The organism is Sandarakinorhabdus limnophila DSM 17366 (assembly GCF_945882885.1).
GTDB lineage: Bacteria > Pseudomonadota > Alphaproteobacteria > Sphingomonadales > Sphingomonadaceae > Sandarakinorhabdus > Sandarakinorhabdus limnophila_A.
The window spans coordinates 1-12,668 of sequence record NZ_CAMCWT010000059.1; the positions used below are offsets into that span (position 1 = coordinate 1).

Consider the following 12,668-nt stretch of genomic DNA (forward strand, 5'->3'; position numbering starts at 1 on the left):
CTCCGACAAGATCGGCCGGCGACCAAAAAAGGCGGCCCTCAGGCCGCCTTTTTCGTGTGTCGTCCGACGGCGTGGCTCCGCCACGCTCTTCCTTCTTGCTTCCTGCCTTCAAGGCAGACTCGGCGGCTCCGCCGCCGGCTGCCCCTTACTCCGCCGCTTCCCCCAATGGCGGCAGATTATGCCCCAGCAGCCGGAGCAATTCGGCCGCCGCCTCGACGATATTCGTCCCCGGCCCAAAGATAGCCACCGTGCCGACCGATTTCAGAAAGTCATAATCCTGCGCCGGGATCACCCCGCCGGCGATCACCTTGATATCCGATCGGCCGGCCTGCTTCAGTTCATCGATCAGCGCTGGCACCAGTGTCTTGTGTCCCGCCGCTAGTGACGAGGATGCGACCAGATCAACGTCCAGTTGCAACGCCAGGTCGCGGGCCTCTTCCGGCGTCTGGAACAAGGGGCCGACGGTGGCATCAAAGCCCAGATCGGCCAGCGCCGTGCCCACCACCTTGGCACCGCGGTCATGCCCGTCTTGGCCCATCTTCACGATCAGCACGCGTGGTTTGCGCCCCATGCGGCGCTCAAACGCCTCCACGCCTTCGGCAACACGCACATAGGCGGGATCGGCCTTGTAAGCATCGGCATAAACGCCCTTCACCATCTTCACGACAGCGGCGTGACGGCCGAACACATCTTCCATCGCCGCGCTGATTTCGCCCAGGGTGCAGCGGGCGCGGGCGCACTCGATTGCCAGCGCCAGCAGGTTCTCGGCTCCGCGCGCGCCATCATGCAAGTCATCCAGCGAGGCCTGCGCCCGGGCCGGATCGCGCGCCGCCTTCACCGCTTCGATGCGGGTGATCTGGCTGGCGCGCACCGCGACGTTGTCCACGTCAAGAACCGGCACTTCGTCCACGCTGCCGGGCTTGTACTTATTGACGCCAACGATGACGGTTTCGCCCATGTCGATGCCGGCCTGCTTGGAGGCGGCGGCGGCTTCGATGTTAAGCTTGGGCATGCCGCTGGCGACCGCCTTGGTCATGCCGCCCAGCGCTTCAATGTCTTCAATGATGGCCTGGGCGCCGTCCACCAGTTGCTTGGTGAGCGCTTCGACATAATAGCTGCCGCCCAGCGGATCCACGACCTTGGTGATGCCGGTTTCTTCCTGCAGCACGATCTGGGTGTTGCGGGCGATGCGGGCGGAAAAATCGGTGGGCAGCGCGATGGCTTCATCCAGCGCATTGGTGTGCAGAGATTGCGTGCCGCCCAGCGCGGCGGCGAGCGCCTCCACCGTGGTGCGGATGACGTTGTTGTAGGGATCCTGCTCCTGCAGGGACACGCCGCTGGTCTGGCAGTGGGTGCGCAGCATCAGGCTGCGCGGGTCCTTGGCGCCAAAGTTCGTCATGATGCGCGCCCACAAGGCGCGGGCGGCGCGCAACTTGGCCACTTCCATGAAGAAGTTCATGCCGATGGCGAAGAAGAAGCTCAGCCGCCCGGCAAATTCATCGACATCCAGGCCCTGGGCCTGGGCGGCGCGGACATATTCCATGCCATCGGCCAGCGTGTAGGCCAGTTCCTGCAGCGCCGTCGCCCCGGCTTCGTGCATGTGATAGCCGGAAATGGAAATACTGTTGAATTTCGGCATGTTGCGCGCGGTGTAGCTGATGATGTCGGCCACGATCCGCATCGAAGGTTCCGGCGGATAGATATAGGTGTTGCGGACCATGAACTCCTTCAGAATGTCGTTCTGGATGGTGCCATCCAGTTTCGCCTGACCGACGCCGGATTCCTCGGCCGCCACGATGAAGAAGGCCAGGCACGGGATCACGGCGCCGTTCATCGTCATCGAAACCGACATCTGATCGAGCGGGATGCCGTCGAACAGGATCTTCATGTCCTCCACGGAGTCGATGGCGACACCGGCCTTGCCGACATCGCCCGACACGCGCGGGTGATCCGAATCATAGCCGCGATGGGTGGCCAGATCGAAGGCGACCGAAAGCCCCTTCTGCCCGGCCGCCAGGTTGCGGCGATAGAAGGCGTTGGATTCCTCCGCCGTCGAGAAACCGGCATATTGGCGCACTGTCCACGGCCGCCCGGCATACATGGAGGCGCGGACGCCACGCGTATAGGGCGCGAAACCGGGCAGGCCCGGCTCCCAGCCCGCCGTGTCTTCTTGCGTGTAGAGCGGCTTGACGGTGAAGCCTTCAGGGGTGTGCCAGTCCAGCGACTGCCCCTTCACTTCCTTGGCGGCCATCGCGGCCCAATCGTTCACGGTTGGCTTGGTCATGTCACTCTCCGTCTTGCCATCCGCTTAAGCAAGGCGCAGCTCGGCTGGCAAGCTGGAGGAACTGCGATGTGGTCGCAGGGGGCCGATCGGGAACCAATCCGCTGCTGCGGCGTTGATTTCTTCATGGCCATTGAACCCACGACACAAACAGACCCGCCCGAAATCATCTCCACCGTGAAGGCGCGCGGCGGCGTGACAGGCAACAAGGTGCGTTATGTGCTGGCGATTTCGCTGTTGCTGGTGGTTGCCGGCATGGCGGCAGTCTATCTCGGCGTGCCCGGCGGCCTGATGGACGGAGCCACCAGCACACCAGGGAAGAACTGGCTCACTCCGCCGCTTCGGCCAGCATTTCCACCTTGGGGCTGGCGGTGGCGGCAATCGCCAGCAGGCGCTTCTCGATGGCCTTCAGGCGTACCGGATTGTCGATCTTGGCGCCGGTGAGATCAGTCACGTAGAAGGTGTCAGTGGCCTTTTCGCCGTAGGTGGCGATGTGGGCGCTGTGGATGGTCAGCTTCTGCTGGAACAGCCCATTGGTCAGCGCATAAAGCAAAGCCGGCCGCTCAGAGGCGTTGACCTCGATCACCGTGTAACGATTGCTGGCCTTGTTATCGATCAGCACGCGCGGTTCCACCCGGAACAGTTCGGCCTTGCGGCGGGCCAGTGGCCGGGCGGCGAGCTTGTCGGCGAGACGGATGCGGCCTGACAACACATCCTCGATGCTGCGCCGCAGCCGCGCCAGTTGCGCCGGTTCGACCAAGGGCCGGCCCAGCGGATCGAGCACGACGAAATTGTCGATCGCCATGCCATCGCGGGTGGTGTGGATGCGGGCATCGAAGATATTGCCGCCGGCCAGACTGATGGCGCCGGCGATGCGGTAGAACAGGCCGGGGTGATCGGTGGCATAGATGGCGACCAACGTGGTGCCGCGCGCCGGATCGGGCGTGCAGGCAATCGCCAGGGGGGCATCGCCGGCACCTTCAACCAGCGCGGCGTTGGCGGTGAGCACATCTGACGCTTCGGCCACCCAGTAGCTGTCGGCGAAGCGGCGGGCATAGGCGGCAAAGCGCCGTTCGGGCCAGCCCAGCGCATCGCGCAGGCCGGCCTGTTTGGCGGCGATGCGTGTCGCGCGCCCTGTCTGCTTGTGGCCCAACCGCAGCACTTCTTCGGCCGAATCATAGAGTTCGCGCAGCAATTGCGCTTTCCAGCCGTTCCACACGCCGGGGCCGACGGCGCGGATATCGACCACGGTCAGGATCAGCAGCAGGCGCAGCCGTTCCGGGCTGGCAACGGCTTCAGCAAAATCCAGGATGGTCTTGAAATCGGAAAGGTCACGCTTGAAGGCGGTGCGGCTCATCAGCAGGTGATGTTCCACCAGCCAGGCCACGGTTTCGGTCTCTTCCTTGCTCAGCCCCAGCCGCGGGCACAGGCGCCGCGCGATATCGGCGCCCAGCAGGCTGTGATCGCCGCCGCGCCCCTTGGCGATGTCGTGCAGCAGCACCGCAACATGCAGAACGCGCCGGTTGATCAGCTGGTGGATGATGGCGCTCGAAAGGCTGTGATCGGATTTCAGCTCACCGCGCTCGATCCGGGCCAGCAGGCCGATGGCGCGGATCGTGTGTTCGTCCACCGTGTAATGGTGGTACATGTCATACTGCATCTGCGCCACGACACGGCCGAAATCCGGAACAAAGCGCCCGAAGACACCAGCCTCGTTCATCCACCTGAGCACGGTTTCCGGATCACGCGGCGAGGTGAGCACCTCAAGGAACAGCGCGTTGGCGGTCTTGTCGCGACGCACGCGTTCGTCGATCAGCTGCGCATCGCGGGCGGCGGCGCGCATGGCGAGCGGGTGGATGGCCAGCCCCTGGCTGTCGGCCAGCGAGAAGATTTCCAGCAGGTGCACCGGATCAGCCTTGAAGAATTCATCATTGGGCACGCCGATCTGGCCGCGCCGCAGGGTGAAGCCTTTCAGCCGGGCCGGCCGGCGGGTGAGCGTGGGCAACCAGGCGAGGCGGGCGGTCGATTCATCGAGGTGGGCGAGGAAAAGCCCGGTAAGATCCCCCACCGATTTCGCCATCAGGAAATAATGGCGCATGAAGCGTTCCACCGCGCTCATGCTGTCACGATTGGCATAGGCCAGGCGGGCGGCGAGTTCGCGTTGCACGTCGAAGGTGAGGCGTTCCTCGGCGCGGCCGGTGATGTGGTGCAGCATGATGCGCACCGACCACAGGAAGCTTTCGGCGCGGCGGAACTGGCGCAATTCGTCCGCGGTGAGCAGGCCCTTGTCCACCAGTTCGGCAACGCTGTGCACCTGGTGCAGATATTTGCCGATCCAGAACAGGGCGTGCAGATCGCGCAGGCCGCCCTTGCCTTCCTTCAGATTGGGTTCGACGACATAGCGGCTGTCGCCCATGCGCTGGTGACGGGCTTCGCGCTCGGCCAGCTTTTCGGCCACGAAGGCGCGGGCGGTGCCGGCCACCACTTCCTTGCGGAACCGGGCATTGGCTTCGTCGAACAGCGGCTGATCACCCCAGACGAAGCGGGCTTCCAGAAAGGCGGTGCGCACCGTCATGTCGGAACGAGCGATGCGGATCACGTCGTCCAGGCTGCGGGTGGCGTTGCCCACCTTCAAGCCCAGATCCCACAGCAGATAGAGCAGAGTTTCGATGACCTGTTCGCCCCACGGCGTCTGCTTCCACGGCGTGATGAACACGATGTCCACATCGGAAAACGGCGCCATCTGGCCGCGGCCGTAGCCACCCACCGCCGCCAGCGCCAGCCGTTCGGACTGGGTGGGATTGGCCAGCGGATAGAGGCTGGCCACCACCGTATCGCAGGCAAGGCGCAGCAGCTGATCGGTCAGGAAGCTTTGGGCGGTGGCCATTTCCAGGCCGCGGCCGGGGTGCGCCTCCAGACGTTCGGCGATCTCGGCACGGCCGGCAAGCAGCGCGCCACGCAGCGTATCGGCAAGCAGCCGTCGGCGATCGGCAAAATTCGCGCAGCGAGCCAGCCCGCTGGCCAAGCCATCGGCCAGGGCACGGCGATCGATGATCGCGCGGCGGTTGTGGATGGCATCAACCCTCAACATTGCAATGCAGCATAGGCTCGGCGCGGTGCAAAGGCCATGGCCTCATCCCCACAGCGCCGCGTCCGGCGGGTACACGTCGCTGCCGGCAAAGCGCAGGCCGTGCGGGCGGTCCTCGATCAACAATGGCCCATCCAGATCGGCATAGCTGCCCTGCATGGCGACCATGAACGCCGGCGCAATGGCAAGGATGGTGCACAGCATGCAGCCCGTCATCACGCCCAGCCCGCGCGTGGCGGCGGCATGGCGCAGGGCCAGCGCCTCGGTGAGGCCGCCGGCTTTATCGAGCTTGATGTTAATGAAGCGATAGCGGCCGATGATGGCATCAAGACTGTCGCGGTCGTGGCAGCTTTCATCGGCGGCCAGCGGCACGGCACAGTTCAGCCCCTCCAGCTCGACGTCACGGCCGGCAGGCACCGGCTGTTCGACCAGTTCGACGCCAAGCGGTGCCAGCTGGCGCAGCGTGCGTTCGATATCGGTGCCGCCCCAGGCTTCATTGGCATCGACGATCAACCGGGCATCAGGCGCGGCGCGGCGCACGGCGGCCATGCGCTCCACGTCCGCCTGCGGGCCACCCTCACCGCCCAGCTTGACCTTCAACAACTCGCGGCCCCGCACCGCGCTTGCTGCTGCCGCCATCGCCGCCGGATCAGCGAGGCTGATGGTGTAGGCGGTGAGCATCGGCTGCGGGACCGGCAGGCCGAGCGTTTGCCAGACGCGGCGGCCGGACTGTTTGGCTTCCAGATCCCACAGCGCACAATCAAGCGCGTTGCGCGCCGCACCGGCGGGCAGCAGCGCCAGCAGATCGGCACGGCCGGCACCCGCCGGCACCGCGCCGGCACAGGCCGTCAGCGCCGCCAGGGCCAGTTCCGCTGAATCGCCCTTGTAATAGATGGCGGTGCCCTCGCCGCGGCCGGTGTGCGGGCCATCGGTCACTTCTGCCACCACCACATCGACATGGGTTTTCGCCCCGCGCGAAATGGTGAAGCTGCCTTGCACAGGAAAACGTTCGATGCGTGCGACAAGCATGCGGGCCATGGCACCTGCCCTGCCCCAAGCCGCGACCTGCCGCAACAGGCTTTGCGCCAATGGCAAAGCAGGGCATGCTCCAGCCATGAGCGATGAGGAATCAGTTGAACTGGATGCGGTCGCCACCGTCTCGCGCATCACCGCCTTGGAAATGCTGGTGCGCCAGATCATGATCGTGCAGCTTCGCATCCTCGACAAGATGGGCGAGATCAAACTTGATCCCGATTATGTGCAGACCATCCACAAGGCCTATGCCGAAAAGGTCGATGAAAGCCCGATCATCGAAAGCGCCAGCCCCGACGTGAACTATGAATTCAAGCTGATGGTGCTGCATAATCTTGAGCGGTTTTTTGACGATATCGAACGCCACGTGAAGGACAATCCGGCCTGAAGCCAAGAGCTTGGGCCGCTGCGTGAAACGACAGGCCTCGCGTCATAAGCATTGACCATCCCGGCAGGCGTGGCATCGTGAATGCGAAGGCCGGACGCGGCCAAAAGGGGAGAAACTGATGCGGCGCACGATAATGGTTGCGGCCTTGCTGCTGGGCAGCAGCGCAATGCTGGCAAGCTGCGATGGGCCCAAGCCTACCGCCAAGAGCGACGCCGCGGTGACGGAAAGCGAATTTCCCGATCGGCCGTTATGGGGTGATACCCACCTCCACACCGCCAACTCGGTCGATGCCTTCGGCTTTGGCGTGCGGTTGGGCCCGGAAGAAGCGCTGCGCTTTGCCCGTGGCGAGGAAGTGACCGCCACCACCGGCATGAAGGCAAAACTGTCACGACCGCTCGATTTTCTGGTGGTGACCGATCATGCTGAGGCGTTGGGCGGCACCAAGGCAATTGCCGATGCGCCGCGCCTGCTGATCCGCGATGCCACCATGCGGCGTTGGCACGACATGATGAACGAAGGCCCAGCTGGATCGCAGCGCGCCATGGCCGAAATATTGGATGCGCGCGGCCGCAATGCCATTCCCGAAGCCATGCTCAACGCCGATGGCGCCGCCAAACGCACAAAAGAAGTGTGGAACGGCAATGTGGATGCGGTGGAGCGCTACAACGAACCCGGCAAATTCACCGCCTTCCATGGCTTTGAATATACGTTGATGCAGGGCGGGAACAATCTGCACCGCAACATCATCTTCCGCGACGGCGAAGACAAGGTGCGCACCGTGGTGCCGATCGATCCCACCTACAAGGCGACGCCGGACGAGATCTGGAACTACATGGACGCCTATGAGAAATCGACCGGCGGCCGGGTGCTGGCGATCCCGCACAACAGCAATCTTTCCAACGGCCTGATGTTTGAGCTGACCCAGCCCGGCGGCGGCCCGATGACGGCAGCCTATGCCAAGCGCCGCGCCCGCCTGGAGCCGGTGGTGGAAATCACCCAGATCAAGGGCGACAGCGAAGCCCACCCCTTCCTGTCGCCCAACGATGAATTTTCCGGTTATGGCGTGGCCGGTTGGGAGATGAACAACCTGCTGTCGAACCAGCCCAAGGTGTCTTCCATGTATGCCGGCGAATATGTGCGCGAGGCACTGAAGCGCGGCCTAGCCCTGGAAGCACAGACGGGGGTGAACCCCTACAAGTTCGGACTGATCGGATCGACCGACAGCCATACAGCCCTTGCCACCGCCGATGAAATCCAATTCTTCGGCAAGCACAGCGGCACCGAACCGAGCGCGGCCCGGACCATGGCGCCGCAGAACCTTGGCACCCGCAAGGGCCGTTTTGGCTGGCATTATCTCGCCAGTGGCTATGCCGCGGTGTGGGCCAAGGCCAACACCCGCGCTGCCATCTTCGATGCGATGACGCGGCGCGAAGTCTATGCCAGCACCGGCCCGCGCATGACGGTGCGTGTATTTGGCGGCTGGGATTTCACCACAGATGATCTGAAGGGCGATTGGGTGCGCGCCGGCTATGCCCGCGGCGTGCCAATGGGCGGAGAGCTGAAGCCGGGCAAAGGAGGCGCGCCGCGCCTCCTGATTTCGGCCCTGAAGGACCCGGAAGGCGCCAACCTCGATCGCGTGCAGGTGGTGAAGGGCTGGATCGACAAGGCCGGCAAGACGCACGAGCAGCTGTTCGATGTGGTGTGGAGCGACCCCGACAAGCGCAAGCCGGTGGGCGGCAAGCTGCCTTCGGTGGGTGATACGGTCGATGTCGCCACCGCCACCTACAAGAACAGCATCGGCGCAACCGCGCTGACCAGCGTGTGGACCGATCCCACCTTCGATCCCGCGATCAGCAGCTTCTATTATCTGCGGGTGCTGGAAATCCCGACACCCAGCTGGCCCGCATTTGATGCGGTGCGGTACAAGCTGAAGCTGCCGCCGGAAGTCCGCGTGAAGAGCCAGGAACGTGCCTATACCTCGCCAATCTGGTACACGCCCAGTCAGAATTTGGGTAAGAACTGAGGCGCCGGCATGACGGCATGGCGAACCCGCGCGGCGGCAATGCTGCGCGAGCCTCTGGTGCATTTCCTGGTGCTGGGCGCCCTGGTGTTCGTCGCTTTGGCAGGGCGGGCGCCCGATCTGGGCGAGCGCCGCATCATCGTTGATGAGCCGGTGGTGGCCGGCCTCGTCAACCATCATGCCCGCGCTTTCCGGCGCCCGCCCACGGCTGAAGAACTGGACGGGCTGATCCGCGATCATGTCCGCGGCGAGGTCTATTACCGCGAGGCGCTGCGCCTGGGCCTCGATGCCGACGACGAGGTGGTCAAGAAGCGGCTGCGCAACAAGATGCTGGCTATTGCCGGCGCCGAAGCAGAAGCCGCGCAGCCCAGCGACGCCGAACTACAGGCGCTGCTCGATGCCGATCCAGCGCGTTATGCCGCGCCGTCACGTTATCAGCTGGAGCAGATCTATCTCGGCCCCGACACACCGGCGCTGCGGGCCGCGGCGACCGCCGCGCTGCGCGGTCTGCCGCAAGCTGCAACGCCTGCCATCGCCACCGAAGCCTTGCCGCTGCCCGGCCGCTTTGACGATGCCAGCCAGACCGATCTGGCCGAACAACTGGGCGATGAATTCGCCACCGCCCTCGCCCGGCTGCCGGTAGGCACTTGGACGGGGCCAGTGGTTTCCGGATTTGGCCTGCACCTGGTGCGGATCGACCGGCGGGTGCAGCCGCCGCCGCCGCGCCTGGCCGATGTGCGCCAGCGGCTGGAAAATGATTGGCGCAGCAGTGCCATCCGCAAGGCGCAGGACGCGCACCTGCAACAACTGATGGACAGCTACTCAGTCGAGATCAAGCGCCCGTCATGATCGGGCTCCTGTGTCGCGCGCTGGCCCTGCTGGCACTGTTGGCCGGTACCCTGCCGGCCCGGGCTGATGAACTGCGTCCTGGCTATCTGGAGCTCACGCAGCGCAGCGCCAACGACTGGAAGATCGTATGGAAAGCCCCAGTGCTTGGCGGGCTGGCGGCCAGCGCAACGCCATTGCTGCCGCCGTTCTGCCGGGTAACGATGGACGAAGCGCGGCTTTCGGTGGGAGCCCTGGTGGCAACCGGGCGGGCTGCCTGTTCCCGAACGCTGGATGGGTCGAGCGTTGGCCTGGCCGGGCTGGAACCCGGCTTCACCGACACGCTGCTGCGCATCGCGCCATTGGGCCGGCCGGTACAGACGGAGCGGCTGCTGCCCGGCCGCGCCACTGCGACGGTGGCTGCCGTGCCCGACGCCCTGCAGGTGGCGCGCACCTATTTCGTGATCGGTGTCGATCATATCGTCGGCGGCTTCGATCACCTGCTGTTCGTCGTCGCGCTGGTGCTGCTGTTGCAGCGCGGCTGGCCAGTGGTGGCCGCGGCGACTGCATTCACCATCGCCCATTCGCTCACGCTGGCCGGCACCACACTTGGCCTGTTCGGCCTGCCGCAGGCGCCGGTGGAGGCGATTATCGCGCTCTCCATCATCTTCCTGGCCGTGGAGATCGTGAAGGCAAAGGCCGGCCAGCCCCGCCTGTCGGAACGGCTGCCCTGGCTGGTCGCCTTCCTTTTCGGCCTGCTGCACGGCTTCGGCTTTGCCGGCGCCTTGCGCGAGATTGGCCTGCCAGTGACCGATCTGCCGATGGCGCTGCTCACCTTCAACCTGGGGGTGGAAGCCGGCCAGATGCTGATCATTGCCGTCACGCTCGCCGTGATCGCCGGGCTGCGTCGCCTCACACCCACCGCGCTGCGCCCTGGAGTGCTGGCCAGCGCCTATGCCATCGGCGGCATCGCCAGCTTCTGGTTCATCGAACGCATCTGGGCCTAAAGCACGGCCCTGATCACCAGATAGATCAGCGACGGTCCCAGCAGGCAGCCCAGCCCGGTGTAGAAGGTGGACGTCATCGCGCCGTACGGCACCAGCTTGGGATCAGTGGCAGCCAGCCCGCCGGTCACACCGCTGGTGGTGCCCATCAGCCCGCCATAGACCATTGCGCTGGCGGGATTATCAAGGCCGATGCGCCGCGCCACCAGCGGCGTCGCCACCATCACCAGCACCGCCTTCACCAGCCCTGCCGCGATGCTGAGCGATATGATCCGCGACGACACGCCCAGCGACGCGCCCGTCACCGGCCCGACGATATAGGTCGCCGCACCGGCGCCAATAGTGGTGATCTCGGCCGGATCGGTGAGGCCGAACGCCAGCGCCACCGCCGCCCCCACAGCAAACGACAAGACCACGCCTATGGGCACGGAGAGCGCGCCAACCAGGCCGGCCTTGCGCAGATCTTCCATGCGCACTCCGAACGCGGTGGCGACGATGGCAAAATCGCGGAACATGTTGCCGCCCAGCACGCCGATCCCGGCCAGCAGCGGATAATCCGCCACGCCATTCTTGCCGCCGGTATCCGCCCCCGCCCAGAAAGCGAGCAGCAGCCCCAGCGCAATGGCGATGGCCGATCCATGCACCTTGCCGCGCGCGACACGGCGGGACAGCCAATACGCCAGCACCATGATGGCGCCAACGAAGACGAACGCCACCAGCAGACCATTATCGCCGGCAAATCTGAAAAGCCGCTCCATCATGGCCGCTGCGCCCAGCGGCTTAGCACCGGCACCAGCGCAAACGCCGCCACTACCGCCAACACGCCTGCCACTGCCGCCATCACCCCGCCCGAAACGGCCGCAAACACATTCTGTTTGGCGGCCATGGCAACGATGATCGGGATATACATCAGGCTCCAGAACTGCACGCCGTTGCCCGTTGGCGTTTCCGGCCCCAACCGTCGCCCCGGCAGATTGGTAAGCGCAATCAGCAGCAACATGGCGACACCCACGCCGCCAACATTTGCCTCCAGGCCCAGCGCCGCGCCGAGCAGATCACCGGCAAACAACCCGGCAAGCGTGCAGGCGGCCAGCAGGGCCACACCCAAAATCGGCATTTCGCTTTTCCCCTCAGGCCAGCGCCGGCGGCTGCCGGTCGATAACGGGCCGTGCCGCCTGTTCATAGGCGTGGGCCAGTTTCAGGCAGGCCAGTTCGGCACCGCGCCGGCCGATGATCTGGATACCGGCCGGCAGGCCACCGGGCGAGAAGCCCGCCGGGGCTGCCAGCGCCGGCAGGCCGGTCATCGTCACTAGGAACGTGCCGAGCATCCATTCATGATAGGTGCGCATCGTCTTGCCAGCGACCTCGGTCGGCCACAATTGCTCCACCGGGAAGGGCAGCAGCTGCACTGCCGGCGCAACCAGAAAATCATGGTGTTCGAACAATTTGTCCACCGCCCGTGTCCATGTGCTGCGCACCGCCGACGCGTTCAGCACTTGGGCACCGGTGATGTTGCGGCTGTTGGCGATCTCCCAATGGGCCTGCGGGCCGATCAGGTCGCGCGTCGCCGGATCATCGGCCAGCCGCTGCAGGCCGGTGCCCGACATCCAGCTGCGCAGCAGCAGCAACGCCTGCCACACCGGCTCGATCTCGAAATCCACCTGCGCGGCATCGACCGTGCAGCCCATGGCGCGAAACGCCGGCAGCGCACCTTCGCAAATCTTCAGCACCGCCGGATCATGCGGAACCCGCCCGCCCCAATTGCCGAGCCAGCCGATCCGCACGCCCTTGTGATCAGCGTCGAGCGGCCCGGCAAAGGCGTGGGCATCCACATCGATCGATTGCAGCGACTGCGGATGCCGGCCGGCCATCACCGACAGCACCAGGCCCAGATCGGCGACATGCCGTGCCATCGGGCCGGGCACGCCCATCTTTGAAATCCACTGTTCATTGCCTTCCGGCGGGATGACGCCGGTGCCGGTGCGAAACCCGAAGACATTGTTCCACGCTGCCGGGTTGCGCAGGCTGCC

Annotated in this window: 10 protein-coding genes; 4 read left to right on the forward strand and 6 right to left on the reverse strand. The window is 65.1% G+C overall.

The features are described from left to right. Positions 1 to 145: 145 nt before the first annotated feature. The 3 genes from scpA to dgcA all read right to left on the reverse strand — a co-directional run bounded on the left by scpA (position 146) and on the right by dgcA (position 6,407). Positions 146 to 2,284 carry a methylmalonyl-CoA mutase gene (gene scpA / locus Q7O19_RS11400; RefSeq protein WP_303810644.1) on the reverse strand — a complete coding sequence of 713 codons (2,139 nt, stop codon included), beginning with the start codon at positions 2,282 to 2,284 and terminating at the stop codon, positions 146 to 148. A 325-nt stretch (positions 2,285 to 2,609) separates the two neighbouring features. Continuing rightward, positions 2,610 to 5,372: a [protein-PII] uridylyltransferase gene (locus tag Q7O19_RS11405; RefSeq protein ID WP_303810645.1), complete on the reverse strand. Its 2,763-nt coding sequence runs from the start codon at positions 5,370 to 5,372 to the stop codon at positions 2,610 to 2,612. 42 nt (positions 5,373 to 5,414) lie between these two features. Continuing rightward, complete coding sequence (gene dgcA / locus Q7O19_RS11410; protein WP_303810646.1) at positions 5,415 to 6,407, reverse strand: N-acetyl-D-Glu racemase DgcA; 993 nt, start codon at positions 6,405 to 6,407, stop codon at positions 5,415 to 5,417. Between the two features lie 76 nt (positions 6,408 to 6,483). Here dgcA and Q7O19_RS11415 point away from each other — a divergent pair, with 76 nt between their 5' ends. From Q7O19_RS11415 to Q7O19_RS11430, 4 genes are all read left to right on the forward strand, one after another. Further along, on the forward strand, positions 6,484 to 6,789 hold the full coding sequence (locus tag Q7O19_RS11415; protein ID WP_303784564.1) for a hypothetical protein: 306 nt from the start codon (positions 6,484 to 6,486) through the stop codon (positions 6,787 to 6,789). A gap of 118 nt (positions 6,790 to 6,907) precedes the next feature. Further along, positions 6,908 to 8,812, forward strand: coding sequence for a DUF3604 domain-containing protein (locus tag Q7O19_RS11420; protein ID WP_303810647.1), 1,905 nt, complete (start codon positions 6,908 to 6,910; stop codon positions 8,810 to 8,812). A 9-nt stretch (positions 8,813 to 8,821) separates the two neighbouring features. Next, positions 8,822 to 9,658, forward strand: coding sequence for a peptidylprolyl isomerase (locus tag Q7O19_RS11425; protein WP_303810648.1), 837 nt, complete (start codon positions 8,822 to 8,824; stop codon positions 9,656 to 9,658). Further along, complete coding sequence (locus Q7O19_RS11430; RefSeq protein ID WP_303810649.1) at positions 9,655 to 10,641, forward strand: HupE/UreJ family protein; 987 nt, start codon at positions 9,655 to 9,657, stop codon at positions 10,639 to 10,641. The genes Q7O19_RS11425 and Q7O19_RS11430 overlap by 4 nt, the downstream gene beginning before the upstream one ends. Here Q7O19_RS11430 and madM read toward each other — a convergent pair. The 3 genes from madM to Q7O19_RS11445 all read right to left on the reverse strand — a co-directional run. After that, positions 10,638 to 11,399, reverse strand: coding sequence for a malonate transporter subunit MadM (gene madM, locus Q7O19_RS11435; protein ID WP_303810650.1), 762 nt, complete (start codon positions 11,397 to 11,399; stop codon positions 10,638 to 10,640). The genes Q7O19_RS11430 and madM overlap by 4 nt on opposite strands. Continuing rightward, positions 11,396 to 11,755: a malonate transporter subunit MadL gene (gene madL, locus Q7O19_RS11440; protein ID WP_303810651.1), complete on the reverse strand. Its 360-nt coding sequence runs from the start codon at positions 11,753 to 11,755 to the stop codon at positions 11,396 to 11,398. The genes madM and madL overlap by 4 nt, the downstream gene beginning before the upstream one ends. Positions 11,756 to 11,768: 13 nt before the next feature. Next, a partial coding sequence (locus Q7O19_RS11445) for an amidase family protein (protein ID WP_303810652.1) occupies positions 11,769 to 12,668 on the reverse strand: 900 nt, incomplete at its 5' end.

Bases quoted from the DNA above. Each gene is read 5' to 3' on its own strand.
- scpA (WP_303810644.1), bottom strand. From the start codon at position 2,284: ATGACCAAGCCAACCGTGAACGATTGGGCCGCGATGGCCGCCAAGGAA.
- Q7O19_RS11415 (WP_303784564.1), top strand. From the start codon at position 6,484: ATGAGCGATGAGGAATCAGTTGAACTGGATGCGGTCGCCACCGTCTCG.
- Q7O19_RS11405 (WP_303810645.1), bottom strand. From the start codon at position 5,372: ATGTTGAGGGTTGATGCCATCCACAACCGCCGCGCGATCATCGATCGC.
- madL (WP_303810651.1), bottom strand. From the start codon at position 11,755: ATGCCGATTTTGGGTGTGGCCCTGCTGGCCGCCTGCACGCTTGCCGGG.
- Q7O19_RS11420 (WP_303810647.1), top strand. From the start codon at position 6,908: ATGCGGCGCACGATAATGGTTGCGGCCTTGCTGCTGGGCAGCAGCGCA.
- Q7O19_RS11430 (WP_303810649.1), top strand. From the start codon at position 9,655: ATGATCGGGCTCCTGTGTCGCGCGCTGGCCCTGCTGGCACTGTTGGCC.
- Q7O19_RS11425 (WP_303810648.1), top strand. From the start codon at position 8,822: ATGACGGCATGGCGAACCCGCGCGGCGGCAATGCTGCGCGAGCCTCTG.
- madM (WP_303810650.1), bottom strand. From the start codon at position 11,399: ATGATGGAGCGGCTTTTCAGATTTGCCGGCGATAATGGTCTGCTGGTG.
- dgcA (WP_303810646.1), bottom strand. From the start codon at position 6,407: ATGGCCCGCATGCTTGTCGCACGCATCGAACGTTTTCCTGTGCAAGGC.